The following is a 24,864-nucleotide window of genomic DNA, read 5'->3' as shown; positions in this document are numbered from 1 at the left end:
GTGCGTCAGCCGGCGGCCTTCGGCCGGACCTTGCGGGCGTACACAAGGATCCGCGTCGCGTAGACGCCGGTCGCAGCGGATCGGTCACCGCAGGTGATCAGGACGACCCGTGCCGGACCACGGTCGGAGAAGATGTCGCGCACCGCCCGGGGGCGCAGGCCCCTCACCTTGCGCACGCGGCTGACCTCGAAGACCGCCCGACCGACCGAGAAGCGTTCGCTCACCTTCAAGGCGCCGAGGTTGTCGAAGATGCCCGGGCCCCTGGACCAGGTGTGGCCGGCGATGACGGCGCTGCCGGGTTGACCGGGACGGACGCCGCGGTTCCAGGTGTAGGCCGCCCTCACGCTGGGACCGACGGCGAGTTGACCTCGGACGTTGATCCCCACGGGGATGATGCGTGCCCTGCGGATACCGAGCTTCGGCACCGTGAGCGGGGCGATGGCGGCGACGCGCTCGGAGGGTGCCCCCGCCTCAGCAGTCGCGGCCTCGGCGGCGCCGGCAGTGCCGACGCCGCCCAGGGACAGCAGGAAGACCAGCAAGGGAAGGATCCGCTTCATCGTCCTGCTCCTTGTCCGTGCCAACTGGTGGAGCGAGCGCCGGCGACGATCAGAGTCGCCGGCGCTCTGGTGTGTCCTACGACTGGCGCAGGCCCGTCTCGGGCAGCACCTCGGGAACCCCACATGAACCGGGGATCCGCTTCTTCGCGAGCACCTTGTTGCCCAGCATCAGCTTGGCCACGGCGCGGTTGGCACCGGTGGTGGTGAAGCGGCGGGTGCTCTCGGCCTTGACCCGGACGGTCGTGACCTTCTGGCCCACGACCACCTTGTAGGCGACAGCGCGCGTGCTGTTGTTGCGCATGGTGACGCGCACCGTCCGCTGGCAGCTGGTGTAGAGGCGACCGGTCGCCTTGCCCTGCTGCTGGCCGAGGACCTCGGTGGTCGGCGTCGGGGCGGGTGCGGGGGTCTCGCAGACCTTCTGGTCGTTGTAGGCGTAGTACGTCACGACGGCGGGCTTGGCGTCGTTGTTGCTGACGGAGCGCTCCTGGAAACGGGTCCAACCGGCAAGGGCGGGCTCGCGGATCCACGAGGCAGCGGCAGCGTCAGGCGACGGCGCGCCACCGGCCACGTAGTACTCGGTGTAGCCGGGGATAGCCGCAGAGTCGACCACGGTCTTCTGCTCGCGGGGCGACCCGACCATGCGGAGGTTCGCCGGGTTCGTGTCGCCGGTCTGACCGTCGGGATCGGCGGGATCTGCGGAGTTGGTGCTCCAGGGCGAGTAGCCGTCAGCGACCCACGGGCTGAACGATGCGGGGACCGCCTGCTTGTCGACGACCTTCACAGGACCAGACTTGCGGTATTCCTTCGTGGTCGTGTTGGCCGGGAGCGTCGGGTCGCTGAGGTACGGGTTGTTCCCGTAGGACGTCCAGGCAGACCACGCGCCGTAGTTGTTGACCGTCCTCGTGCTACCAGTGCGCTGGTACTCGTAGAATGTCGTGTAGTACCACTCGCCGTTGTATCTGTGGATGAGATTACCGCGACCGGGCCCAGGAGCAGTCGGAGCAGTCGCGGTCGAGGTCCAGACGGGAGCAAGACCATAGTCGCGCCACCTGTACGTGGTGTTGTCGTAGTCGTAGCTGATCGGGCCGATGTACGTGTTGCCGCTCCATCGAGCCTTCTGGTACTGAACCTTCTTGTCCCACTCGTACTCCGTGGTGGGAGTGTTCGTGCGAGTGCGCTGCTCAGCGGTCCACTCGTTGTGGCTGACCTCCGCCTGGGCCGGAGTGTAGGTGCGCTTCAAGAGCGGCCAGCGGTATTCCTGGTGGTTGACCTCGGCGACCGCGGGAATGTCCCGCTTGTAGCGATACTCGGAGTGGAAGGTCTCGGCCACGGCGGGCACGGTGTGCGTCCACGTCGTCGTGGTGGCGCAGTCCGTGGTGGTGGAGCCCGTCTGCGTCGAGCCGGCCGGCACGGCGCTCGGGCTCGCGACCTGGATCGGGTTCTCCGGAGTGGATCCGGCGCCGGAGTCGGCCGAGGCACTGCTCAGGACCAGTCCTGAGCCCACGACAGCCAGCGCAGCGCCCCACACGCTCACGCTGCGAATCATTCGCTTCATTTCATTCTCCTTGATGAAGGGCATCCGGTTGGTGTTCGGTCGCGCTGACAGCGCGGCATTTCAGGACAGTCAGAGGTCCGACTGCTTAGGCGGAGCTGTTGACAAACGGTGGTCCACGGTCGTCAATCACCCGAGAGGATGGCGTTCCGCGGTGTCCGAGAGGGCCGCCCGAACGGCTTGTGCACATTCGTACACTCTTGGGGGAAAAATGGCTAGCAATACCTATTGACTTCACCCGGACGGGTGGGGCAGTGCCCCCGAACGGGCCATCACGGTGGCCCGTTCGGGCCAGCATCCAGCGTGGCGCGCCTAGAGTTTGTCCATGATCCGTGACCTGACCGACGAGGAGGCCCGCGCGGCGCTCGTCCTCAAGTGGGGCATGACCGATCCCGACGTCCTGCCCGCCTGGGTGGCGGAGATGGACTACGCCGTCGCCGACGTCGTCACTGAAGCGGTGGTGGACGCGGTCCGCGCCGGGAGGACCGGCTATCCGGCGTTCGAGTTCGGCGGCGAGCTGGGCCAGGCGTACGCCGACTGGGCCGGTCGGCACCTCGACCAGTCGGTCGACCCCGATCACGTCGTGCCCGTCGTCGACGTAACGGCCGGGATGCGACTCGCCCTCGACGTACTCTGCGAGGACGCCCCCGTGGTGATGCCGATCCCGGCCTACTCACCCCAGCTGGAGATCGCGCAGGTGACCGGGCGCCGGCGCGTGAACCTCGTGGTGGACGTCGACGATGAGCGGTCCGGCATCGACCTCGACTCTCTCGACCGGCACTTCGCAGCCGGTGCTCGCACGCTGATCCTCACCCAGCCGCACAACCCGTGGGGACGGGTCTTCACCCGTCCCGAGCTCGAGGGGATCCGGGACGTCGTCGCCCTGCACGGCGCCCGGGTCGTCAGCGACGAGATCTGGGCACCGCTGGTCCTGCCAGGTGCAGAGCACACGTCCTACCTCGCCGTCGACGGCACCGCCCAGCACGCCGTCGCTCTGGTGGCTGCCTCGAAGGCGTTCAACATCGCCGGGCTCAAGTGCGCCCAGATCGTCACCGGGGACGACGAGACCCGGGACAGGCTGTTCGCCGTGCCGATGGCGCGCAACGACTCGTGGTCGACGATCGGGGTGGTGGCCGCGATTGCGGCGTACGACCAGGGAGACCCGTGGCTCAAGGCGCTCTTGCAGCGCCTCGACGAGCAGCGCACGCTGTTGGCCGAGCTCCTCGCGGCCGAGCTGCCCGAGGCGCGGATGCGGCGGGTCGAGGGGACCTACCTCGCCTGGATCGACCTGCGTGCATACGGCCATCGCAACCCTGCCCGCGTGTGCCTCGAGCGCGGCCTCGTCCGTCTCTCGGCCGGGCACGAGTTCCACCCCGGCGCGGCCGGACACGTGCGGCTCAACTTCGCAACGTCACCCGAGCGACTGCGGGAGATCGTCCACCGGATGGCCACAGCACTCGCCGCCTGAACCGCGTCGCCACCGGGCACAATGGCCATCGTGACCACCAAGATCGCCGTCGTCGGCCTCGGATATGTCGGACTGTCCATGGCGTGCCTGCTCGCGCGCCACAACGAGGTCGTCGCCTTCGACCTCGACGAGGACCGGATCCAGAAGCTGCGCGCGGGGCAGAGCCCCATCCACGACGGGGACGTCAGCCGCTTCCTCGCCGACGAGGACCTCACGCTGACCTTCACCACCGACCCCGCAGAGGCCTACGCCGGCACGGAGTTCGTCATCATCGCGACCCCGACCAACTACGACGAGGTGACGAACTACTTCAACACCCGCTCCGTCGAGCAGGTGATCGGCGACGTCATGCGCCTCGCCCCCCAGGCCACGATGGTGATCAAGTCCACCATCCCGGTCGGCTTCGTCGACGACGTGCGCAAGAGGCTCGGCACCGACCAGGTGATCTTCAGCCCCGAGTTCCTGCGCGAGGGTCGCGCGCTGCACGACAACCTGCACCCCGCGCGGATCGTGGTCGGCGAGGACAGCTCGCGGGCCCGCCGGTTCGCCGAGCTGCTCCTGAAGGGCGCCGACGAGGACGACGTACCCCTCCTCTTCACCGAACCCACCGAGGCCGAGGCGATCAAGCTCTTCGCCAACACCTACCTCGCCATGCGCGTCGCTTTCTTCAACGAGCTCGACTCCTTCGCGCTCTCGCGCGGCCTCTCGTCGCGGCAGATCATCGACGGCGTCGGCCTCGACCCACGCATCGGGACGCACTACAACAACCCGTCCTTCGGGTACGGCGGCTACTGCCTGCCCAAGGACACCAAGCAGCTCCTCGCCAACTACTCCGAGGTGCCGCAGACCCTGATCTCGGCGATCGTCGGCGCCAACACCACGCGCAAGGACTTCGTCGCCTTCGACATCCTCGGTCGCAAGCCCCGGGTCGTGGGCATCCACCGGTTGTTGATGAAGGCAGGCTCGGACAACTTCCGCGAGTCCTCGGTGCAGGGCATCATGAAGCGCATCAAGGCCAAGGGCGTGCAGGTCGTGGTGTATGAACCGGAGCTCACCGCTGCGCAGCTCGACACCGAAGGGACGTTCTACGGCTCCCCCGTGCTGGCCGACCTCGACGGGTTCAAGGCGCTGGCCGACGTCATCGTCGCCAACCGGATGGCCCCCGAGCTCGACGACGTCCGCGACAAGGTCTACACGCGCGACCTCTTCGGCTCGGACTGAGCCACTGCCCTCTCTGCACCCCTCCCTTGGGTAGTCCGGTGGCAACCGGTCGACGGATGACCCATGTCACGACCGTTTGCCACCGGACTACCAAGCCGAGGGATCAGCGACGTCGCCCGAACAGCCTCGACCGTGGCTCGGGATCGGGATCGGGATCTGGCCGCTCGACCGGAGGCTTCATCTTCCCCTCGTAGCGCGCGACCTCCCGCTCGGCGACCGGCACCCAGCCGGCCTCCCCGCCGGCGAGACGGACCAGGCCGTACGCCGCATCGAGACCCTCGTCCGTGAGCGTGCCGTGGACCCTCCGCACCCGGGAGACTGCCGCCGTTCGCTCGACCCGGCCGACTCCCTCGATGACCGCAGCGCCGTCGTGGTGCCGCTCGAGGTCGTCGAGCAGAGCCTCGATCGCGTCCTCCCGCGGCGCCACGGACACGCCGTCGAGAGACAGGCGCCAGGGCGACCTCCGCGCGGCGGGCGCCTCGGCACGCAGCTCGACCCGTTGGTCGCGGGCATAGGTGCGGTGCACGATCCGCTGCTCGATGTGCGGGTCTCCCAGCGGTGACTGGCGCGCGTCGGTGAGCGTCCAGTCGCCGAGCACCACGACTCGGAGGTCGTCGAGCGAGGAGTCGAGGAGGGAGTCCACGACCCCGATCACGTCCTGGGCGAGTGCCCCGCGCGCGTCGACGACGACCTCGAGGTAGGGCACGTCGTAGCGCCGTCCGCGTCGGTTGCGCTTCGGCCTCATCGTCGGCACGAGGTTGGCGAGGAACGCGTCGTTGTAGCGGTTGATCTGGTCGCGGTGCTCCATCACGTGCGTACGGCCGAGGTGCCAGGCGCGGGACGCGTGCTCGGGGATCAGCACCCCGCCGGCCTCCGAGAGCCGGTGCCCGAGCTCCATGTCCTCGCCGAGGCGGAGCTCCGTCGCCATACCGCCCGACGCCGTGTAGAGCGCACGGTTGAGCGAGCCCGTCGCACCCACGTGCGCGCGGAAGGCACGGGGCCCGGCGAGCGTGAGGTCGTCGGTACGCCGCCACATCCCCTCGACCCACTTGTGGGTCTCCTCGGCATCCCAGTCCCACGCCGTTGCAATCTCGCCGCTGGCGACGGCGTCGCGGACGGCAGTCGTCGGGCGCTCGCCGAGGATCGCGGGGTCGACGAAGCGCTTCGTCCCGAGCACCACCGCGTAGTCGACCTCGTGGTGCCACCGCAGCTGCGCCTCGAGGTGCTCGCGAAAGGCGAGCATGTCGGCGTCGAGCCAGGCGATCACGTCACCCTCGCTGGCCAGGGCGCCGGTGTGGCAGGCGTTCGCGCGACCCCAGCCCGCGGTGACCCGGACGAGCCGGGTGTTCTCCGGGCGGACCTCGGGCAGCACGACCGGGGTCGGGTTGCCGTCGTCGACGACCACGACCTCGAGCAGGTGGGCGGGGTAGGTCTGCGCCGCGAGGCCGGCCAGCACGCAGGGCAGCGTCGCCTGCGCACTCCAGGTCGGGATCACCACGCTGACGGACTTCGTGGGCGTCCAGCGGCCGAGGTCGGGCGGGGTCAGTGACCGCCACTCGTTGCGGCGTACCAACGGCTGGGTGCTCGACTGGCTCATGGCAGGTCTGCCGGATCCAGCTCGAGGTCACTGCTGGCGTGGAAGCCGGGCCACTCGCGCTCGAGGATCTCGGGCCGGCGGAACGACTCGGGGTCCGACTGCCAGGTGTGCCCGGCGGCCGTGCGTCGCAGGACGTAGCCGAGGCCGTGGGTGCGGTAGATGCGGCCGCCGCTGGCCTCGACGGCATTGAGGAGCTGCGCGTCGACGAAGCGCCGGACGCGTCGGAAGCCGCCCACGCTGCGCAGCACGTGCCGGTCGATCATGATCGTGCCGCCCGCCACGAACCGGTTGTAGACCTCGGTCGGGTGGTTGCGCCGGGCCGTGACGCCGAGCTCCTCGAGGTAGACGAACTCGCTGGGCATCCCCACCACCTCAGCACCGGTGTAGCGACGCGCCAGGAGGAGGTCGGCGATGGCGTACGGCGAATACCAGTCGTCGTCGTCGACCTTGAGCAGCACGTCACCGTCGGCGACGCCCGCCGCGTCGTTGAGCACGTCGCCGAAGAACTCGTCCTTGTCGTGCGCTCGGACGATCACGTCGTGTCCGGGAAGCCGGGCGCGAACCTCGTCCTCGGTCACCCTCCATCCGTGGGTCCCGAGGACGACCTGCAGCTCGACGCCTCGCTGCCGCGCGAGCTGACGCATCGCGAAGTCGAGCTGATAGGGGCGCACCGTCGCCAGCAGCACGCTCACCCGGGGCTGGGCCACGAACCGGACCCCCGCGCGATGCGCGAGGCCGGAGCGCCAGGCGTGCGTCGAGTGGGTGTCCAGCGCGGCTCGTCGGATGGCGACACTGTGCTCCTCGCGCGAGAGGGCGTCGTCGAGGTCGACGGTCCTGCTGAGTGCCCGAGCCAGCGGCTCACTCAGCTGGGGGTTGGTCCCGGTCGCCACGAGCGGGACTCCTGCCATCGCCAGTCCGGCGACGGTGCGCGGGTCGGCAGCCGACAGGTCGACCCGCAGGCCCTGGACGTCGCGGAGGTCGGCGATCGCGCCCTCGGTGAGCGCCTGACCCGGGACGAGGTCACGCAGGGGCTCGGCCCAATCCTTGCGCCAGCCGCGCGGGTTGACGACGCGCTCGTCGACCGGTTCCGGCGCCGGCGCCACGACCACCATCGGGGCCCGGTCGATGACCGGGTGGACGTCCGGGTCCGCGGGCGTGGTCGCGAGCACGACGTCGGGTGGGACGTCGCGCTCGGCGTCTCCAGAGGCTGCCGGGTCGTCGAAGAAGAGGGCTCGTACGTCGAGGCCGTCAGCCGCCCCTCGGCCCGCGTAACCGACCACCAGCCCGCCGTGCCCGGCGTCGGCGTCGACCGCCTGCCGGGCGCACTCGACAAGCACCTGGTGGGCCGCGACCGGCGCGGCGAACCGCAACACCGTCAGTACCCCGTGCCCGGCCTCGCGTGCCATGGCGCTGGTGATGGCGGGCCACTCGGGACGGGGCCGCACCACCAGCGGGACGGTCGAGTCGGTCAGCCAGACCGCGACGACGCGGACCTGGCCCAGCCGCGGGACGGCGGATGCCAGGCGACGCAGCGAGGAGCGGTCGGCGGTCATCCACAGGATCGACTTCCAGCCGCGCCCGATGTCGGTGGTCGCGGCCAAGGTGAGGAACGTGGCCCCGTCCGGGGCCAGGTCGGCACTCGACTCGTCGTCGCCGATCACCAGCAGCGGCGGGGGCGAGGTGAAGCCATCGAGGGGATGCGTCACGAAGGAGCTCCCGTCCGGGGGGCCCGTTCCCGCAGCGATGCGGGTAGTGAGTGCTTGACGAGCGGCCGGGGCTGCTCACGAAGCCACGTGCGGGTGACGAAGTCGATGATGTGAACGCCGGGCGGGGCGTCGACCCGGACGAGTCCCCCCAGCGCTTCGGCGCGACCCGAGCGGATGGCCTCGTCCACCTCGAACTCGCGCAGCTTGCGGTAGAGCCGGGTGTTGGTGAAGTCCACCCCGTCCTTGCGCCAGTGCGCGTACTCGTCGGCGTCGAGCCACTTGACCTCCACGCAGAGCCCCTGCTGGAGGACGAGGCGCTCGGTCGCCGGCGGATATTCGCGCAGCTCCCAGTCGAAGGCCTTCACGAAGGTGAAGTCCGGGCCCATCGGGTAGACCCATGGCTCGAGGAAGCGGAGCGAGAGGTCCAGCCAGCCGGTCGACTCGTCGACCACGGTCAGCGGGTGGCGCGGCATCGCGACGATCGTCTGCGTCGACTCGAGCTGCCAGGACAGGTCGAGCAGGATGCCGGCGCCCTCGGGGGTGAGCACCATGTCGCCGTCCCACTTCATCGAGTAGGTCGTGCGGACCTGGCTGAAGCACCAGTTGTAGAAGTGCGTCAGCGAGTGGACGCTGGTGGCGGGCGTGGCGAGGTGTTCACCGCCGGCCCGCGCGACCCGGTGGGGATAGCTGAGTCCGGTGAAGCGGTCCGCCGCCCCGCACTTCTCGGCTATGTCGGTGGCCACCTCGAGCGTGCCGTCGTCGGAGCCGTTGTCGACCAGCAGGACGTGCTGGACGGCATCCAGGATCGGCGGCAGCACCCAGGGGAGGTTGCGCGCCTCGTTCTTGACCCGGAAGACACACGTCAGGCCGGGTGCGAGGCGCTGGCCGTCGCTCCACGGCCACGTCACGTCGTAGTCGCTGAGGCCCTCGAGCGAGGCGATGTCCGGGTGGGACATCAGTCCTCCCGGGGGCGTTGTCTGTTGAGGGCCTTGCGAAGGCCACGACGGGCGCCTTCAGGCACCAGAGCGCGTACGGCGTGCGGCACGCGCTCCACGCCGCGACCGGGAGCCGCGGCCCCGCGCTGTTCAGATGGCCCCGGCTCGCGCCGGGTCGCGATGGCGCTCTCGCGTCGGGCCGCCAGCGAGGTGGAGTGGGCGAAGGCCTCGGCGTCGGCATACATCTGGTCGTAGGCAACACGGAGCCGGTCGCTGGCCTCGTGCGCAGCGGGGGTGTCCCCGCCGTCGGTGGCCAGCCCGTCGAGCACCTGCCACGTCTCCTCGGCCAGGTCCTGCAACGCCGGGGGCACCTCGACGTCGTCCCAGGTCAGGGTCACCCGACGCAGCGAGGGGTCGATGAACTTGTGGACCTGTGCGATGTCGTTGGCCATGGCCGTCTTGACTGCCCGGAGGTCGAAGCCCTCACCCAGCGCGTAGACCGGCTGCGTCCAGTCGGTCAGCAGGTCGGCGTACCGCACGAAGCGTCGCGCCTGCCCACGCGTGGCGCGCTCGGTGTGGAGCATCATGTTGATCCACGCCGCGGTGCGCGTGATGTCGCCCTGGCGCTGGTCGTAGTACTTCTTCTTGGAGCCGACCACCTCGGTCACCGGGCGGAGCATGGTGACGTAGGAGGAGGTCGCGTCGCACCGGTCGGCGCACGCGCGCCACAGGCCCATGAACCACGCGGCACGCGGGTCCTTGATCACGAGCTCGTCGCCGCCAGCGACGAACTGCGACTCCAGCCACTCCGTCACCCGCTGGCGGGTGGCGTGGTCGGCGCTGAGCTTCCCCGCCTCGAGCCAGGCCCGCGGGCGGGCGTCGGACACCTGGACCCCCGAGCGCCCGAGCAGCTCGTGGTGCAGGTCGACCACCCACTGCGGCTCCCCGAACCCCTTGGGGTTGGTGGCGTCCGCCTTGACCTCGGGCTGCGGCACGTGCAGGCCCAACGTCTGGAGGGCGCCACTCATGGTGCTGGTGCCGCTGCGGCCCGAGCCGACGACAAACACGACCCGGCGATTCGACATGCGCGGCAGCCTATCGGCCGAAGCTGGTTCAGCCGCCCCGCCTTCGAAGGCCGGGCTCGGTTCAGCCGGTCGCGGCGCTCGGGGCCTGGGCGGCGATGAGTGCGGCGTACCACTCGAAGGACTTCTTCGGGGTGCGCTCAAGGGTCTCGAAGTCGACGTGGACGAGTCCGTAGCGCTGGGTCAGCCCCTCGGACCACTCGAAGGCGTCGAGCAACGACCAGCAGTAGTAGCCGCGCACGTCCACGCCGCGCATCACCGCCTCCTGCACGGCGCGCAGGTGGACGGCGAGGTAGTCGATGCGCATCTGGTCATCGATCACGCCGTCCGGACCGGGCTCCACGTTGTAGGCGGCGCCCGACTCGGTGATCACGATCGGCGGCAGGGCTGCGCGGTAGCGAGCTCGGAACATGATCAGCCACTCACGCAGCGCGTCGGGCACGACCGGCCAGCCACGGTCGGTGTGCGGGTAGCCGAGCACCTCGCGGAACTCCCACGGCATGTCCGCGTCCTCGTCGCCCGCGGCGACGCGCATGGGGTTGTAGTAGTTGACGCCGTAGAAGTCGAGCGGCTGGCGGATCGTGGCCATGTCGCCTGGCTCGGCCAGGCCCTCGAGGAGCGGCATCAGGTCGGCTGGATAGCGCCCGAGCAGCATCGGCTCAAGGAACATCCCGTTCCACAGGGCGTCGAAGATCTTGCTCGCGCCCACGTCGGCGTCGGCGTCGCTGGCCGGCCAGACCGGGGCGTGGTTGTTGGCGCAGCCCACGCTCTTCGCACCGTGGCGGCGCAGCTCGATGACCGCGCGGCCGTGTCCGATCAACATGTGGTGGGAGACCCACAGGGAGTCGAACATCAGGGTGCGTCCGGGCGCCTGCTCGCCGATTCCATAGCCGAGGAAGGAAGCGACGTTGGGCTCATTGATCGGGATCCAGTGCTCCACCCGGTCGGCGAAGCGCTCGCCCGCGATCGCGGCGTAGGCCGCGAAGGCATCGACCGTGGCGCGGTTGAGCCAACCGCCGTCGTCCTCGAGTGCTTGGGGGAGGTCACCGTGGTACAGCGTCACCATGGGGGCGATGCCGTTCTCGAGCAGCATGTCGATCAGCTGGTCGTAGAAGGCCAATCCCTGCTCGTTGACCGGGCCACTGCCCGTCGGTTGGATCCTCGACCAGCTCAGCGAGAGGCGGTAGTCCTTGGTTCCCAGCCGCTTCATCAGGGCGACGTCCTCCGCGAAGCGGTGGTAGTGGTCGCTCGCCACAGCGCCGCTGCTGCCGTCGATGATCCTGCCCGACTGTGCCGCGAAGGTGTCCCAGATGCACGGTCCTCGACCGTCCGCGGCCGCAGCACCCTCGACCTGGTAGGCCGACGTGCTGATCCCGAACCGGAAGCCGGCGGGGAACGTCGGAAAGATTCCGACATCGGGGGAGGTCACCTCGTGACGATATCGGGAATGAAGCTCCGCTGTACGCGGGTTGGGGCAGGTCGTCCGATCGCCTTGGACCGCGCCGTCCACGACGCGCATGTTTCAAACGGCGCCCACGATGGAATGGGGCTGATCGTGACACACCTACGTTCGACTTCTCTGGAGCTGCGATGACATCCACCGCTACCGAGTCCCGGATCCAGCACCTGACCGGACTCCGCGACTCGACCTGGTTCACGAGCCGCGCCGAGTGCCGCGGCGTCGACGAGAGCACCGGCGTAGCCGTCACTGCTGACGTCACGGGGTGGGTCCTCGAGATCGACGTCCCCGAGATCTCTCCCTCGCTACGCACCGGCGAGGGCTTGGAGTCCGCCCTTCGCGCGGCCCTGAGCGCAGCGATGGACATCCACCGCTTGGACAACGCCGCGCAGCGGACGCTCACCGATGAGGAACGGGCGCGAGCCCAGGACCACCTGGCCGGCCGGGCCCAGGTCCGCGCCCCCCGCGTCCCGCGTCCCGCTCCCCTCACGATCCCGACCAGCCCGGTCCAGGCCGTGCGTCACCACGCGGACGAACGACTCAGCCGCCGATGGCAAGGACGCTCCCGCGACGGCGAGATCGAGGTCCTCATGTCACTGTCCGCGGGGCTGGAAGAGATGCGCGCCGACCCGGCCTTCCTCACGACCACCGACGCCGAGACGTTGCGCTACGCGCTGCGCGAGGCATTCCGAGACGCTGAGACGGCCTACGAAAGAGGGCAGGCATGACTGTGCACACACCCGAGCCGGTCTATGGCCCGTTCCCGCAGCCGCAACAGCCTGAGCACCATTCCCCTCCTGGACACGGGGACCCGCATCCACCCTCAGGCGGTTTCTCCGCCGACGCAGCTTCCCTGATCACCGTGGCCAACTGCTGGGACGACATGTCCGAAGCCTTGAAGAGCGCCTGGGACTCGGCCATCAAGGGCTGGGGCTACCCCACGATCTTCGGCATGCAGGACACCCTCTACGTCGCAGGACGACTGCACATGGAGATCAACAAGACCGTGGTCAATGCCTTGGCGGACGGCGCCGCCATCACGAGCCTGCTGGCAGACGGTCTGGTCGAGACGGCCAACGATTTCTCGAAGACTGACGCGTCACAAGGTGCCGCGTTCCGCACGCTGGAAGCGAGGGCCGGAGAGTGACCAGCACCGAGGCGAGCCAGGACCCCGAAGTCTTCCTGACCCAGGTCGACGACGCCCTCGAGGAGGTGGTCGAGAAGATCAACGAGTTCCTCGAGGCCTCCGAGACCCTGTTCAACACCGCCATCAAGGGGGCGCAGGCACACATCATGGGGGGCATCCCGGGTGCGATCGTCGGGGGCATCAAGGGACTCCTGACCGGCGGCATCCCCGGCGCGATCCAGGGACAGATCGAGGGCTACATCGACGGACTGCTCCAGGAGTTCAACGAGGGAACGACCGAGATCCACGTCCAGTGGGAAGAGGCCGAGGCGGCGATCAGGCAGTCCATCGGCAGCCTCGCAGGTGACCCCCTGATGATGTCGGCCATCTCTTCCGCCTACCGAGACGCAGCGGAGGTGCTCGGCAACCAGGGCAACGAGATCATCTCGGCCAACAAGTACGTCGCGGCGAGGTGGTCGGGTGATGCCTACATCGCCTACGAGAGCACCGCGGACCTTCAGCTGAAGGCTCTCTCCGCCACCCTCGACACCATGCTCAACGCTGCCCAGCTGATGGATGACCATCAGGAGGCACTCCTCAACTACTGGTCCGGCCAGCTGAAGAACCTCGTCGACCTGACCGTTGCCATCACCAGCGAGATCGCGGAGCTCGGCGATGCGGGCAACTGGCTGAGCGGGGGCGTCGGCCCCCTCATCAAGGCCTTCGCCTCGACGATCGGTGGCGCCGCAACGATCGTCGACACCGCCGTCACCCACTGGACGGGTCTCAACATCGGCAAGGCCGGCGACTGGGACGGCCTCCAGGCCTACATTCCCGAGGCCGGGTTGGAGAACAACGTGTGGCCGGAGTTCACCCATGTCGACAGGTCGAAGATCAACGGCCCGTGGCAGAAGAGCTGACCTACGGCCTCAGGTCACCGCGGCCGGTGATGGACACGTCGCCGGCTGCGGCCTCGATGCGCAGGACTTCTGGACCGGGCACGACTGCTGGATAGATCGCGAGCTGCTGGAACCGGCCGGCCCCGATCTCGGTGTCCGTCGCCTCGAGGGGCGGGGATCCGTCCAGCGTCGTGGTGAGGGAGGGAGTCCCGGTGCCGCCGGGGACCCTTCCCTCCACCCGCACGACCGGCCACAGCTGCCCGTCGGGTGCCCATCCCTGCGACGCCACCCAGGGCAACCAGGCGATGTCCGCGCGGCAGAACGGCTGGAGCTCGGCAGGGCGGCAGTCGATGCTGGTCTCGGACGTCGGGATCTCGTCGTAGAGGACGGCCGCTCGCTCCGGCACCTCCCTGATCTCCCCTCCGGGCCCGACACTCTGCGTGACGCCGTCGAAGGTGACCTCGAGCATGACGTCGTTCTCGTCGACGACCGCCACCAGCGCTGAGCCCTGCACCAGGGTGGCTTCCTCAGGCGACAACACGGTGCGCACCCCACCGCTGATCAGCACGAGCTCGACGGCCGGGTCCCCGACCGTCGCCTCGCCCACTGCAGCCGGGGTCCCGGGCTCGCCGAGACCCACCTGCCAGGCCACGACGAGGAGGACGGCGTCGTCGGCTGCCACCACCTCGTCGCCGTCGTCGTCCACGACCGCCTCGACGCCCTGCGACTCGGCGTGGTCCTGTGCGCGCACCCATGCCACCTCGAGCTCGCCGTCGGGCAGGAGTGCGTCGAGTCCCGAAGCGTCACCGAGGTCGGCCACGGACGGGTAGGACGCCACCCCGGCCGACTCGCCCGCTTCCAGCTCCTCGGGCCCGATGGTGCAGCTCGCCAGCAACGTCGCCAGGAGCACGCAGCCCCCTGCAGAGATCGTCCCGAGTGTTCTCATGGCGCCATCCTTGCAGCGTGACTTGGGAGTATGGCGACATGCCCATGACCATCCACGCGGGTCCCCACAGGTTCACCACCGCCGAGCCCGGCCGCATCACCCACCACTCGTTCTCCTTCGGCCCGCACTACGACCCGGCAAACCTCGGCTTCGGGCCGATGATCTGCCACAACGACGACCGGGTCGACCCTGGCGGCGGCTACCCGGACCACCCGCACGCCGACCTGGAGATCGTCACCTGGGTGCTGGAGGGGGTGCTGCTCCACACGGACGACCACGGCAACACAGAAGCGCTGCGGCCAGGAGACGTGCAGGTGATGAGCGCCGGGTCGGGTGTGCGGCACTCCGAGATCGCGGATGCGGCGAGCGGTCCGACCCGTTTCCTGCAGACGTGGATCGCACCCGACGAGCCGGGGACGACACCGACGTGGCACACCGAGCACGTCGAGCCAGGTCCGGGGCTCACGGCCGTCGTCGGAGAGGGAGGCCTGTCCATCGGCACTCGCGGAGCGTCGCTGCGGATCGCTCGACTGACGGCCGGGACCACGGTCGACCTGCCCCCCGCCGGACGACAGCACCTCTTCGTCGCCGTCGGAGCGGGGCGCATCCACGACGAGGTGCTGGGCGCAGGCGACGCCGTACGCCTGACCGATCAGCCCGGCGGTGCCTTCGAGGCGACCGCCGACACCGAGCTGCTCGCCTGGTCGTTCCCAGAGCGCTCCAAGGAGTCGTTCAGGAGATGACCGTGAGCGCCGCCGGGAGCACCGAGATGGTGGCTGGTTCCGCAGGCGGTGCGGGGAGCACGCCCAGACCCTCGCCGTCACCGCCGACGGGCACGGGTCGGCGCGACGTGGCAGCCAGCGTGACGGAGCGCCCGGTGAAGACGTGCACCTCGTCCCGGTCGACGTGCCCGCCGTCGTAGACGCTCGGCAGGGCGCGGAGCAGGGCGAGCTTCGAGGCCGCCTCGATCACGATGATGTCGAGAAGCCCGTCGTCCAGGAGCGCGGCCGGCGCGATCTTCATCCCCTTGCCGTAGTAGCCCGAGTTCGCCACGACCACCGTCGCCCCCTCGATCTCGTGGGCGGTCCCGTCGATCGTCAGGTGGTAGCGAGCCGGGGTGTACGTCGCAAGCGACCGCACGGCGGCGAGTGGGTACTGCGCGAGCTTCGGCACGAACCGCGCTCGGTCGACGATCTCGGCCGCGCGCGCGTCGACGCCGGCATAGACCGACCCGGCCAGGATCCGCCCGCCGTAGGAGATCAGGTCGACCTCGCGGCGTCGGCCGGCGAGCAGGACGTCGGCCTGGGCCAGCGGGTCGTCGGGCAGTCCGAGCATGCGGGCGAAGTCGTTGCCCCGCCCGGCCGGCACGATGCCGAGCGTGCCACCGAGGCGCGCCACCTCACCGGCGAGCGAGGAGAGCATCCCGTCACCGCCGACGCAGACCACGACGTCACCGCGGCCGACCGCCTCAAAGACCAGGGCGGCAGCGGCGTGGGGACCGGGTGAGTAGGTGACGTCGACGCTGGCGCCGCGGTCGCGGAGCCGACGGGCGATCGGGACGACCGCCTCGGGCGCAGCGCCGCCACCTGAGGCTGGGTTGACCAGGAAGGAGAAGGACGTCACTCAGATCAGCACTCCCGGGTTGAGGATCCCCGACGGGTCGAGCGAGTCCTTGATCGCCCGCAGGGTCTGGACCCCGACGGGACCGATCTCGCGCTCGAACCACGGCTTGTGGTCGGTGCCGACGGCGTGGTGGTGAGTGATGGTCGCGCCGGCCGTGATCATCGCCTCCGACGCGGCAGCCTTCGCTGCCGCCCACTGCACGAGCGGGTCGCGTGCCTCCCTGACCGCAATCGTGAAGTACAGCGAGCACCCGGTCTCGTAGACGTGGGAGATGTGGCACAGGACGATCGCCTTCTTGCCGAGCGACGCCTCGAGGGCGGTCTTCACGTCGGCGTACAGCCCCGAACGGTGGGACCAGAAGGTGGCGGTCTCCAGGGTCTCCACCAGCACTCCGACGTCCAGCATCGCGTCGCGGAGGTATGGCGCATTGAAGCGGCCGTGCGCCCAGGCCTCCCCCGGCTGCTCTCCGAGGTCGGTACCGCCGAGCTCGGTGAGCACCGACGTCACGGCTGCGCGCTTGGCGACGACCGCCGGCGGCGTCCCCTCGAAGCCGGTGATCATCAGGCACCCGGGGTCGTCGGCGCTGCCGATCGATGACGGGTCGGCGAGGTTGATGGCGGTCTCGGCCTCGTCGGAGAGACGGATCACCTCGGGCAACATGCGTGCCTGCGCGAGCGCGCGCATGGCGTCCGCGCCGGCCTCGAAGGAGGGCCAGCGCCAGCCGAGGTAGAGCTTCTCGGCGGGGAGGCGGCGCACCCGGACGGTCACCGCGGTGATCACGCCGAAGGCGCCCTCGGAGCCCAGGAAGACCTGGCGCAGGTCGGGGCCGGCGGCACTGGCGGGGGCGGAGCCGACGGTGAGGGTGCCCGAGGGGGTCACCACGGTGAGCCCCATGACGAGGGAGTCGAAGCGGCCGTAGCCCGCGCTGGACTGACCACTCGAGCGGGTCGCCGCGTAGCCGCCGATGGTGGCGTACTCGAAGGACTGCGGGTAGTGCCCCAACGTCAATCCGTGCTCCGCGAGCAGCGCCTCGGCCTCAGGGCCGCGCAACCCGGGCTCCAGCGTCGCGGTCATCGACTCGGTGTCCACCGCGAGGAGGGACTTCATCCGGACGAGGTCGAGGCTCACGACACCGGCGAACCGCGCACGGTCGGCCACGAGCCCGCCGGTGACCGAGGTGCCGCCGCCGAAGGGGACCACCGCCAGGCGGTGCGTGGCAGCCACGGCCAGCAGCGCCTCGATCTCGGCCTGGCCGCTTGGGCGGACGACGACGTCGGGAGCGTCGCTCAGGTCGCCGGCGCGCGCCTTCAGCAGGTCGAGAGTCGACTTGCCCCGGGTGCGCAGCATCCGGGTGGTGTCGTCGGTGAGGACGTTGTCGGCGCCGAGCACGTCCACCAGGGCGGCGAGCGCGGCGACAGGGGTCTCGCCGGTCGGTGGGGTCGCGCCCGCGACCGCCGGGCAGTCGGACAGGCCGAAGGCGAGCTCGACCAGCCCGCGAGCCGAATCAGGGAGTGGGGTGGCTGCGTCGGGGTCTCCCCAGCGCTGCGGATGCATCTCGGACTGACTGATCATGTGTTACAGTGTGACACATGACGTCACTTCGTCACAATCCCTCCGCCAAACCGGTCGCGATCGACGCCTACCTCGACGCGGCGCGCGACTGCATCCTTGACGTGGGCTGGCGGCGGACGACGCTGACCGAGGTGGCTCGCCGCGCGGGTGTCTCGCGGATGACGATCTACCGGTCCTGGCCGGACATGCCCCAGCTGCTGAGCGACCTGATGACCCGGGAGGGGACGACGATCGTCACGACCAGCGTTCCTGTGGCACCGCTCATCGACCGGATCATCGGCGCCGTCCGGGCGATCCGGGACAACGAGCTGTTCGTCCGCATCGTCGAGCTCGACCCGGAGCTCCTCCTGCCCTATCTCCTCAACCGGCGCGGACGGTCGCAGGACCTCATCATCGAGCTGATCGAGGGCGCCGTGCGAGAGGGTCAGGCCGAGGGCACCGTGCGCCCCGGCAACCCGACCGCGATGGCGCGCGCGCTGGTGCTGGCCGCCCACGGCTTCGTGATCAGCGGACACACGATGGTCGACGACGAGGTGAGCGAGGACGACCTCTACGACGAGGCGCGACTGCTGATCTCCCGGGTCCTCGCGCCGTGACCAGGTCTGGCAGAGGGCGTCGCATCGGCCACGGGGCCGCGGGGCTCCCCGACCACGTCGACGTGCTCGTCATCGGGCTCGGCATCACGGGCGCGGGCGTCGCCCTCGACACCATCACGCGCGGCCTGACCACCCTGGCCGTGGACGCCCACGACCTCGCCTTCGGCACCTCGCGCTGGTCCTCCAAGCTCGTGCACGGCGGCCTGCGCTACCTCGCGAACGGCCAGATCGGGGTGGCGCACGAGAGCGCCTTCGAGCGCGGCATCCTGATGGAGGTCACGGCCCCCCACCTCACGCACGCGATGCCCATGCTGGTGCCGCTGATGTCGAGCGTGTCCCCCGTCGTCGGCGGCCTCACCCGGGCCGGGCTCGTCGCCGGCGACCTGCTTCGACGCTCCGCGCGCACCTCCCGCGAGACCCTCCCCGGGCCACGTCGGGTCTCCGCCACCGAGACCCTCCGGATCGCCCCCGGGCTCCGCCCTGAGGGGCTGCGCGGCGGGTTGCTCTCCTGGGACGGTCAGCTCGAGGACGACGCCCGGCTCGTGGCCAACGTGGCGCGCACCGCAGCGGCGTACGGCGCCCACGTCCGCACCCGGGCCCGGGTGGTGACCGCCACCGGCACGGGCGTCGAGCTCCGCGACGAGCTCACCGGGGAGACGCGGACCATCACGGCGAAGGCCGTCATCAACGCCACCGGCGTCTGGGCCGGCGAGCTCGTCGACGAGATCACCCTGCGTCCGAGCCGCGGGACGCACCTCGTGCTCCGGTCGGGCACCTTCCCCGACCTGCGCGCCACCGTCGCGGCCCCGGTTCCGGGCTCCACCAGTCGCTTCGTCCTCGTCATGCCCCAACCCGACCGGACGATCTACGTCGGCCTGACCGACGAGCCGGTCGAGGGCGAGATCCCCGACGTGCCCACTCCGTCGGAAACGGAGATCGGCTTCCTCCTCGACGTGGTGTCGGCAGCATTCACCCGACCGCTGCGACGCAGCGACGTCGTCGGCGCCTTCGCCGGTCTCCGGCCGCTCATCGACGCCGGTGACGGGTCCACGGCCGACATCTCCCGCAAGCACGCCGTCCTCACGAGCCGGACGGGCGTCGTCACGATCGTCGGCGGCAAGCTGACGACCTACCGCCGCATGGCCCAGGACGCCGTCGACTGTGCCGTGGCGACCGTTGGCCTCGACGCCGGCCCCTGTGTCACGGCGACGAGGCCGCTGCTGGGGGCAGCTCCTCGCGACGAGCTGGCGCGCCTCGAGCACCCCGAGCGTCTCGTACGCCGCTTCGGCACCGACGCCGCCCTGGTCCTCGACAACGCGCGCGCGGTGAGCGGACTGGGCGACGACGAGCTGCTGGCGCCCGTGTCGGACGACATCGCCGTCACGCTGGCCGAGCTCGTCTTCGGCGTCACCCACGAGGGGGCCGTCGACGTCGACGACCTGCTCGACCGGCGGACCCGCATCGGCCTGGTCGCGGCCGATCGCGAGGCGGCGCTACCGCTGGCCCGTCGCGCCCTCGAGCTGGCCTGCGGGGTCGCGCACTAGTCCCAGGACGACGGCGACCAGCGCCAGTCCGAGCAGCACGATGGGCGGCGGCGGCAGCAGGAGCACGCTGATCAGCACCGCCGGCACGAGCACGAGTCCGAGCAGGACGAGGACACCGCGCGTCCCGTGCGACAGGTCGGGAGCGGCACCGCGGACGAGCAGGGTCAGCGACCCGAGACCGACCAGCATCAGCGCCATCATGAGACTGAACCCCATGAACAGCTCCCAGTGACTGCGTTCGATCCCTGCGATGGGCACCGCCGTCGCAGCCGTCACGTCGCGGACCGGACGTTCAGAAGCAGGCACCCCAGCGGCCATGCTGACTCCGACCAGCGTGGCGTGGCCCGCGCCGGTGGCGACGAGCACGTGGCGGACGTACTCGCCGGACTCGGGGCGGAGGACGCCGAGGCGCGGGCGCACTGGCGCCCTGATCGCAGGCCTCAGCCGGCCGGCAGTGCGACGTACGTCGTGTCCAGGTATTCCTCGATGCCCTCGAAGCCGCCCTCGCGCCCGAAGCCGCTGGCCTTCACGCCACCGAAGGGTGCGGCCGGGTTGGAGACGAGCCCGGTGTTGATCCCGAGCATGCCGAACTCCAGCCGCTCGGCCAGGCGGAGCGTGCGCGCCAGGTCGCGGGTGTAGGCGTAGGAGGCCAGGCCGTACTCGGTGTCGTTGGCCGCGGCGATCGCCTCGTCCTCGGTCGTGAACGTGGTGATGGGGGCGACCGGGCCGAAGACCTCGACGGCGTTGATCGCAGCAGCCGGAGGTACGTCGAGGAGGACCGTCGGCGGGTAGAAGTGGCCCTTGCGATCGGGTCGCTCACCCCCGGTCACCACCCGCGCACCGTCGTCGACGGCGTCGCTCACCAGCTTGCTGACGGAGTCCACCGCGGCCGCGTCGATGAGGGGCCCGACCTGGACGCCGTCGTCCTGGCCGCGACCGACCCGGAGGGCTCCCATCCGCTCACCGAGGGCGGCGGCGAACTCGTCGGCGACGTCGGTGTGGACCAGGAAGCGGTTGGCCGAGGTGCAGGCCTCGCCCATGTTGCGCATCTTGGCCACCATCGCGCCGTCGACCGCGGCGGAGATATCGGCGTCCTCGAAGACGAGGAACGGCGCGTTGCCGCCCAGCTCCATGCTCACGCGCTGCAGGTTGTCCGCGGACTGCTTGACCAGCACCTTGCCGACGCCGGTGGACCCGGTGAAGCTGACCTTGCGCAGCCGGGGGTCGGCCATCAGGGCAGAGACGACCGGGCCGGCGCTGGTCGTGGGGACGACGTTCAGGACTCCCGCCGGGAGTCCGACCTCCGACAGCAGCTCGGCGAGCTTGAGCATCGTCAGCGGCGTCTGCTGCGCCGGCTTGACCACCATGGTGCAGCCGGCGGCCATGGCGGGGCCGATCTTGCGGGTGCCCATGGCCAGCGGGAAGTTCCATGGCGTGACGAACAGGCACGGCCCCACCGGCCGCTTCGCCGTGAGCAGCTGGCTCTTCCCGTCGGGTGCGGACATCCAGCGGCCGTGGATGCGGACCGCCTCCTCGGAGAACCAGCGGAAGAACTCGGCGCCATAGGTCACCTCGCCGGCCGCCTCGGCCAGCGGCTTGCCCATCTCCAAGCTGATCACTCGGGCGAACTCGTCGCGACGCTCGGTCATCAGCTCGAAAGCCGAACGCAGCAGTTCGCCGCGCTCTCGAGGCGCGGTAGCGGCCCAGGCTGCCTGCGCGGCGACGGCCGCTTCAAGCGCGTCGGCGGCGTCGGACTCGCCGGCATCTGCCACCTCGGCGAGGGTGCTGCCGTCGGCAGGATCCTCCACTGTGAAGCGCGCGCTGTCCTCGGCCTCGCGCCACTCACCGGCGATGAACAACAGCTCAGGCACTGATTCCATCCGGCCATCCTGCCACCGGCTGGTGCCCCCGTCATGTGCTGGAGATGACCTTGCTCACATCCGTGCCACAGCTGGCAAAACAATCGGGATCTGGCGGACACCGGCCCTGCGCAGGTGAGAAGGTTCTGCTCGCGATCCCCTTGCTGACCCCATGCGGCAAGGGGCTCGCTCCCCCCTCTTCCGAGAGACCTCTCCCAGCGCACGGCGTCGGCAGTTCGAGGCTTCGCCGTACGCTGCGCGCGTGCCGCCGGGGCAACACGGGCGAACTGCCGACGTCAAAGGATTCGAGTCAGCACCGGCCGTCCGGCTGCACCCCGACATGCGGCGAGCCATCATCCCCGTGGAGTCATGGCTCGCTGGTCTCGTGGGGGCGCCTCAAGCGGCGTCAGCGACCGTGGCCGGCTCCCCAGCGTGCCTCCACGTGGGCGCGACCGCTCGTGTCGGTCACCAGCAGCCAGTGGCAGACAAGGTTGATGGTCGTCGCGGTTTCCTCATGTGAGGTCCGGGGAATATCTGGTGCAGGAGGTGGTTGAAGGTTGTACTACCCGGCACGACCGACCCAGGAGATCCCATGACCCAGCAGTTCGACATCCCGACCAACGCCATCGACGACATCACCGGTGACTACGCCATCGATCCCTCCCACTCCCGCCTCGGGTTCGTGGCCCGGCACGCGATGGTCACCAAGGTGCGCGGACAGTTCGGCACCTTCGAGGGCAACGCCAAGATCGACGCCGCCAACCCGGCCAACTCCTCGGTCGAGCTGACCATCGACGTGACCTCCGTCAACACCGGCAGCGAGGACCGCGACGGCCACCTCAAGTCCGGCGACTTCTTCGACGTCGAGTCCTTCCCGTCCATCCGCTTCGTCTCCACCGACGTCAAGCGCGCTGGCAACGATTGGGTCGTCACCGGCGACCTGACGATCAAGGACACGACGCGTCCCGTCACCATCGACTTCGAGCAGACCGGCTCCGCGCTCGACCCCTTCGGCAACACCCGCGTCGGCTTCGAGGGCGAGACCGTCGTCAACCGCAAGGACTTCGGCCTGACCTGGAACGCCGCGCTCGAGACCGGCGGCGTGCTGGTGTCGGACAAGATCAAGCTCGAGTTCGACGTCTCGGCGATCAAGTCCGCCTGAGCGAAGGCCCTCAGGTCCGACGCAGTCGGACCTGAGGGCCGTGCGAGCCCCGACGCAGAGAAGCCCCGTCACCGAGTGGTGGCGGGGCTTCTTCGTGCGGATCTCGTCAGCTCTTGTGGCGCGGCTTCTTCGCGCGGTCGCTGTCGCCGTACGACGACGTGCGTGCCTGGCTGCGCGCGGCCGGGGCGCCGTTGTCCTGGCGGATCTCGATCAGTTTGCCGGAGATCCGGGTGGACGCCAGCCGGTCCAGCGTGCCCGGGGGCAGGTCGCGAGGCAGCTCGACGAGAGAGAAGTCGGGACGGATGTCGATGTGCCCGAAGTCGCCGCGCGAGAGACCACCCTCGTTGGCGAGCGCGCCTACGATCTGGCGGGGCTCGACCTTGTGGCGCTTGCCGACCGAGAGTCGGTAGGAGGTCATCTCGACGTCCGTCCGTCCGCGCGGGCGACGCTCGGGCTTGCGCCCGCCGCCGCTCTCGGGACGCTGGTCGCGGGTGTCGAAGGACCGCTTGGCCGGCTCGGGGGTGGCTTCCATCAGCAGCGGCTGGTCGCCGTGCATGACCGAGGCCAGCGCGGCCGCCACGTCTGCCTCCGGCACGTCGTGCTCGGAGATGTAGTGGGCCACGACTCCACGGAAGAAGTCGAGCTTGTCCTGGTCGCCCGAGAGCGCCTGGGTGATCGCGTCGTCGAAGCGGGAGAGCCGCGTCGAGTTGATGTCCTCGATCGTGGGGATCTGCATCTGCGTCAACGGCTGGCGCGTGGCCCTCTCGATGGCCTTGAGGAGGTGCCGCTCGCGGGGGGTCACGAAGGCGATCGAGTCGCCCTTGCGGCCCGCGCGACCCGTGCGCCCGATGCGGTGGACGTAGGACTCGGTGTCGGTCGGGATGTCGTAGTTGATGACGTGGCTGACCCGCTCGACGTCGAGGCCGCGAGCGGCGACGTCGGTGGCGACGAGGATGTCGAGCTTGCCGGACTTCAGCTGGTTGACCGTCCGCTCGCGCTGCACCTGCGGCACGTCACCGTTGATCGCCATGGCGGAGAACCCACGGGCCCGCAGCTTCTCAGCCAGGAGCTCGGTCTCGTTCTTGGTGCGGACGAAGACGATCATCCCCTCGAAGTTCTCGACCTCGAGGATGCGGGTGAGGGCGTCGACCTTCTGCGGGTAGGAGCAGATGAGGTAGCGCTGGGTGGTGTTGGCGCTGGTCGTCGTCTTGTTCTTGACCGTGATCTCGACCGGGTCCTGGAGGTACTTCTTCGAGATCCGGCGGATCTGGCTCGGCATGGTCGCGGAGAACAGGGCGACGTGCTTGTCCGCCGGGGTGTCCGCGAGGATCGTCTCGACGTCCTCCGCGAAGCCCATCTTGAGCATCTCGTCGGCCTCGTCGAGCACCAGGAAGCGCAGCTCGGAGAGGTCGAGAGTGCCCTTCTCGAGGTGGTCCATGATGCGACCGGGGGTGCCGACCACGACGTGGACGCCACGACGGAGCGCGGAGAGCTGGACGCCGTACCCCTGGCCACCGTAGATCGGCAGGACGCGCACGCCCTTCATGTGGGCGCCGTAGCGCTCGAACGCCTCGGAGACCTGCAGCGCCAGCTCGCGGGTAGGCGCCAGCACGAGGGCCTGGGGCGTCTTCTGCGCCATGTCGAGCTGGGAGAGGATCGGGAGGGCGAAGGCGGCGGTCTTGCCCGTGCCGGTCTGGGCGAGGCCGACGACGTGGCGTCCCTCGAGCAGCGGCGGGATGGTCTGCGCCTGGACCGCGGAGGGTGACTCGTAGCCCACGTCCGCGAGCGCCTTCATCACCTGCGGGGACAACCCGAGGTCGGCAAAGGTCAGCTGGGCAGCATCAGAGGAGTCGGGGCTGTCGGTCTGGGGAAGGTCACTCACGCTGCCAAGATAGTGCGTCCCGCGGCCGGCCGCCGCTTCGTCGCCGGCGCGATCCCTGTCACCCCGCGGAAAAGCGGG

22 protein-coding genes are annotated in these 24,864 nt (G+C 69.9%); 9 read left to right on the top strand and 13 right to left on the bottom strand.

Annotation, left to right across the window (positions count from 1 at the left end; translation table 11 throughout):
- Nucleotides 1-5: 5 nt before the first annotated feature.
- Both JWN68_RS11815 and JWN68_RS11810 read right to left on the bottom strand, forming a co-directional pair.
- Complete coding sequence (locus JWN68_RS11815) at nucleotides 6-557, bottom strand: class F sortase (RefSeq protein ID WP_297738953.1); 552 nt, start codon at nucleotides 555-557, stop codon at nucleotides 6-8.
- Between the two features lie 76 nt (nucleotides 558-633).
- Nucleotides 634-2,112: a hypothetical protein gene (locus JWN68_RS11810; RefSeq protein ID WP_297738950.1), complete on the bottom strand. Its 1,479-nt coding sequence runs from the start codon at nucleotides 2,110-2,112 to the stop codon at nucleotides 634-636.
- Between the two features lie 322 nt (nucleotides 2,113-2,434).
- On the opposite strand from JWN68_RS11810, the gene JWN68_RS11805 reads away from it, so the two are divergent.
- Together JWN68_RS11805 and JWN68_RS11800 are read left to right on the top strand one after the other, a co-directional pair.
- Nucleotides 2,435-3,577: an aminotransferase class I/II-fold pyridoxal phosphate-dependent enzyme gene (locus JWN68_RS11805; RefSeq protein ID WP_297738947.1), complete on the top strand. Its 1,143-nt coding sequence runs from the start codon at nucleotides 2,435-2,437 to the stop codon at nucleotides 3,575-3,577.
- A 30-nt stretch (nucleotides 3,578-3,607) separates the two neighbouring features.
- On the top strand, nucleotides 3,608-4,798 hold the full coding sequence (locus tag JWN68_RS11800; protein ID WP_297738944.1) for a nucleotide sugar dehydrogenase: 1,191 nt from the start codon (nucleotides 3,608-3,610) through the stop codon (nucleotides 4,796-4,798).
- A gap of 103 nt (nucleotides 4,799-4,901) precedes the next feature.
- Here JWN68_RS11800 and JWN68_RS11795 read toward each other — a convergent pair whose 3' ends face one another.
- The 5 genes from JWN68_RS11795 to JWN68_RS11775 all read right to left on the bottom strand — a co-directional run bounded on the left by JWN68_RS11795 (nucleotide 4,902) and on the right by JWN68_RS11775 (nucleotide 11,547).
- The gene (locus JWN68_RS11795; RefSeq protein ID WP_297738942.1) at nucleotides 4,902-6,395 is read right to left on the bottom strand and encodes a glycosyltransferase; all 1,494 of its coding nucleotides are present in this window, start codon (nucleotides 6,393-6,395) and stop codon (nucleotides 4,902-4,904) included.
- The gene (locus JWN68_RS11790; RefSeq protein WP_297738939.1) at nucleotides 6,392-8,101 is read right to left on the bottom strand and encodes a hypothetical protein; all 1,710 of its coding nucleotides are present in this window, start codon (nucleotides 8,099-8,101) and stop codon (nucleotides 6,392-6,394) included. The genes JWN68_RS11795 and JWN68_RS11790 overlap by 4 nt, the downstream gene beginning before the upstream one ends.
- A complete protein-coding gene (locus JWN68_RS11785) occupies nucleotides 8,098-9,057 on the bottom strand; it encodes a hypothetical protein (RefSeq protein ID WP_297738936.1) in 960 nt (319 codons plus the stop codon). Before JWN68_RS11785 ends, JWN68_RS11790 begins: the two co-directional genes overlap by 4 nt.
- A complete protein-coding gene (locus tag JWN68_RS11780) occupies nucleotides 9,057-10,121 on the bottom strand; it encodes a sulfotransferase family protein (RefSeq protein WP_297738933.1) in 1,065 nt (354 codons plus the stop codon). Before JWN68_RS11780 ends, JWN68_RS11785 begins: the two co-directional genes overlap by 1 nt.
- Before the next feature lie 61 nt (nucleotides 10,122-10,182).
- A complete protein-coding gene (locus JWN68_RS11775) occupies nucleotides 10,183-11,547 on the bottom strand; it encodes a GH1 family beta-glucosidase (protein WP_297738930.1) in 1,365 nt (454 codons plus the stop codon).
- A 161-nt stretch (nucleotides 11,548-11,708) separates the two neighbouring features.
- On the opposite strand from JWN68_RS11775, the gene JWN68_RS11770 reads away from it, so the two are divergent.
- The 3 genes from JWN68_RS11770 to JWN68_RS11760 are packed head-to-tail and all read left to right on the top strand — an operon-like array spanning nucleotide 11,709 to nucleotide 13,623.
- Nucleotides 11,709-12,305, top strand: coding sequence for a hypothetical protein (locus JWN68_RS11770; protein WP_297738927.1), 597 nt, complete (start codon nucleotides 11,709-11,711; stop codon nucleotides 12,303-12,305).
- Nucleotides 12,302-12,724, top strand: coding sequence for a hypothetical protein (locus JWN68_RS11765; RefSeq protein WP_297738924.1), 423 nt, complete (start codon nucleotides 12,302-12,304; stop codon nucleotides 12,722-12,724). Before JWN68_RS11770 ends, JWN68_RS11765 begins: the two co-directional genes overlap by 4 nt.
- Nucleotides 12,721-13,623, top strand: coding sequence for a hypothetical protein (locus tag JWN68_RS11760; RefSeq protein WP_297738921.1), 903 nt, complete (start codon nucleotides 12,721-12,723; stop codon nucleotides 13,621-13,623). Before JWN68_RS11765 ends, JWN68_RS11760 begins: the two co-directional genes overlap by 4 nt.
- A 1-nt stretch (nucleotide 13,624) precedes the next feature.
- Here JWN68_RS11760 and JWN68_RS11755 read toward each other — a convergent pair whose 3' ends face one another.
- Nucleotides 13,625-14,548, bottom strand: coding sequence for a hypothetical protein (locus JWN68_RS11755; RefSeq protein ID WP_297738916.1), 924 nt, complete (start codon nucleotides 14,546-14,548; stop codon nucleotides 13,625-13,627).
- 17 nt (nucleotides 14,549-14,565) lie between these two features.
- Between JWN68_RS11755 and JWN68_RS11750 the strand changes: the two genes are divergently transcribed.
- The gene (locus tag JWN68_RS11750; RefSeq protein ID WP_297738913.1) at nucleotides 14,566-15,291 is read left to right on the top strand and encodes a pirin family protein; all 726 of its coding nucleotides are present in this window, start codon (nucleotides 14,566-14,568) and stop codon (nucleotides 15,289-15,291) included.
- On the opposite strand, the gene JWN68_RS11745 is transcribed toward JWN68_RS11750, so the two are convergent.
- Nucleotides 15,281-16,171 (bottom strand): diacylglycerol kinase family protein, encoded by an 891-nt coding sequence (locus JWN68_RS11745; protein WP_297738910.1) that lies wholly within the window; start codon nucleotides 16,169-16,171, stop codon nucleotides 15,281-15,283. The two genes, JWN68_RS11750 and JWN68_RS11745, sit on opposite strands and share 11 nt — an antisense overlap.
- Nucleotides 16,172-17,743 carry an FAD-binding oxidoreductase gene (locus tag JWN68_RS11740; protein WP_297738907.1) on the bottom strand — a complete coding sequence of 524 codons (1,572 nt, stop codon included), beginning with the start codon at nucleotides 17,741-17,743 and terminating at the stop codon, nucleotides 16,172-16,174.
- A 17-nt stretch (nucleotides 17,744-17,760) separates the two neighbouring features.
- On the opposite strand from JWN68_RS11740, the gene JWN68_RS11735 reads away from it, so the two are divergent.
- On the top strand, nucleotides 17,761-18,339 hold the full coding sequence (locus JWN68_RS11735) for a TetR/AcrR family transcriptional regulator (RefSeq protein WP_297738903.1): 579 nt from the start codon (nucleotides 17,761-17,763) through the stop codon (nucleotides 18,337-18,339).
- Complete coding sequence (locus tag JWN68_RS11730; RefSeq protein ID WP_297738900.1) at nucleotides 18,336-19,883, top strand: glycerol-3-phosphate dehydrogenase/oxidase; 1,548 nt, start codon at nucleotides 18,336-18,338, stop codon at nucleotides 19,881-19,883. The genes JWN68_RS11735 and JWN68_RS11730 overlap by 4 nt, the downstream gene beginning before the upstream one ends.
- Here the strand turns inward: JWN68_RS11730 and JWN68_RS11725 are convergent.
- The gene (locus tag JWN68_RS11725; RefSeq protein WP_297738897.1) at nucleotides 19,833-20,303 is read right to left on the bottom strand and encodes a hypothetical protein; all 471 of its coding nucleotides are present in this window, start codon (nucleotides 20,301-20,303) and stop codon (nucleotides 19,833-19,835) included. The genes JWN68_RS11730 and JWN68_RS11725 overlap by 51 nt on opposite strands.
- Before the next feature lie 20 nt (nucleotides 20,304-20,323).
- Complete coding sequence (locus JWN68_RS11720; RefSeq protein WP_297738895.1) at nucleotides 20,324-21,763, bottom strand: NAD-dependent succinate-semialdehyde dehydrogenase; 1,440 nt, start codon at nucleotides 21,761-21,763, stop codon at nucleotides 20,324-20,326.
- A 571-nt stretch (nucleotides 21,764-22,334) separates the two neighbouring features.
- Between JWN68_RS11720 and JWN68_RS11715 the strand changes: the two genes are divergently transcribed.
- The gene (locus tag JWN68_RS11715; protein WP_297738893.1) at nucleotides 22,335-22,904 is read left to right on the top strand and encodes a YceI family protein; all 570 of its coding nucleotides are present in this window, start codon (nucleotides 22,335-22,337) and stop codon (nucleotides 22,902-22,904) included.
- A gap of 106 nt (nucleotides 22,905-23,010) precedes the next feature.
- Here the strand turns inward: JWN68_RS11715 and JWN68_RS11710 are convergent, their stop codons facing one another.
- Entirely contained in the window at nucleotides 23,011-24,786 is a 1,776-nt protein-coding gene (locus JWN68_RS11710) for a DEAD/DEAH box helicase (RefSeq protein ID WP_297738891.1), read from the bottom strand.
- Between the last annotated feature and the right edge of the window lie 78 nt (nucleotides 24,787-24,864).

The organism is Nocardioides sp., from assembly GCF_025964975.1.
In the GTDB taxonomy this organism is placed as follows: domain Bacteria; phylum Actinomycetota; class Actinomycetes; order Propionibacteriales; family Nocardioidaceae; genus Nocardioides.
The sequence above is the reverse complement of the archived record's forward strand: the minus strand, read 5'-3'. Positions and strand labels throughout refer to the sequence as shown.

Excerpts from the sequence above, each read along its gene's own strand:
- JWN68_RS11815 (WP_297738953.1), bottom strand. The coding sequence starts at position 557 with ATGAAGCGGATCCTTCCCTTGCTGGTCTTCCTGCTGTCCCTGGGCGGC.
- JWN68_RS11810 (WP_297738950.1), bottom strand. The coding sequence starts at position 2,112 with ATGAAGCGAATGATTCGCAGCGTGAGCGTGTGGGGCGCTGCGCTGGCT.
- JWN68_RS11805 (WP_297738947.1), top strand. The coding sequence starts at position 2,435 with ATGATCCGTGACCTGACCGACGAGGAGGCCCGCGCGGCGCTCGTCCTC.
- JWN68_RS11795 (WP_297738942.1), bottom strand. The coding sequence starts at position 6,395 with ATGAGCCAGTCGAGCACCCAGCCGTTGGTACGCCGCAACGAGTGGCGG.
- JWN68_RS11785 (WP_297738936.1), bottom strand. The coding sequence starts at position 9,057 with ATGTCCCACCCGGACATCGCCTCGCTCGAGGGCCTCAGCGACTACGAC.
- JWN68_RS11780 (WP_297738933.1), bottom strand. The coding sequence starts at position 10,121 with ATGTCGAATCGCCGGGTCGTGTTTGTCGTCGGCTCGGGCCGCAGCGGC.
- JWN68_RS11770 (WP_297738927.1), top strand. The coding sequence starts at position 11,709 with ATGACATCCACCGCTACCGAGTCCCGGATCCAGCACCTGACCGGACTC.
- JWN68_RS11765 (WP_297738924.1), top strand. The coding sequence starts at position 12,302 with ATGACTGTGCACACACCCGAGCCGGTCTATGGCCCGTTCCCGCAGCCG.
- JWN68_RS11755 (WP_297738916.1), bottom strand. The coding sequence starts at position 14,548 with ATGAGAACACTCGGGACGATCTCTGCAGGGGGCTGCGTGCTCCTGGCG.
- JWN68_RS11740 (WP_297738907.1), bottom strand. The coding sequence starts at position 17,743 with ATGATCAGTCAGTCCGAGATGCATCCGCAGCGCTGGGGAGACCCCGAC.
- JWN68_RS11735 (WP_297738903.1), top strand. The coding sequence starts at position 17,761 with ATGACGTCACTTCGTCACAATCCCTCCGCCAAACCGGTCGCGATCGAC.
- JWN68_RS11720 (WP_297738895.1), bottom strand. The coding sequence starts at position 21,763 with ATGGAATCAGTGCCTGAGCTGTTGTTCATCGCCGGTGAGTGGCGCGAG.
- JWN68_RS11715 (WP_297738893.1), top strand. The coding sequence starts at position 22,335 with ATGACCCAGCAGTTCGACATCCCGACCAACGCCATCGACGACATCACC.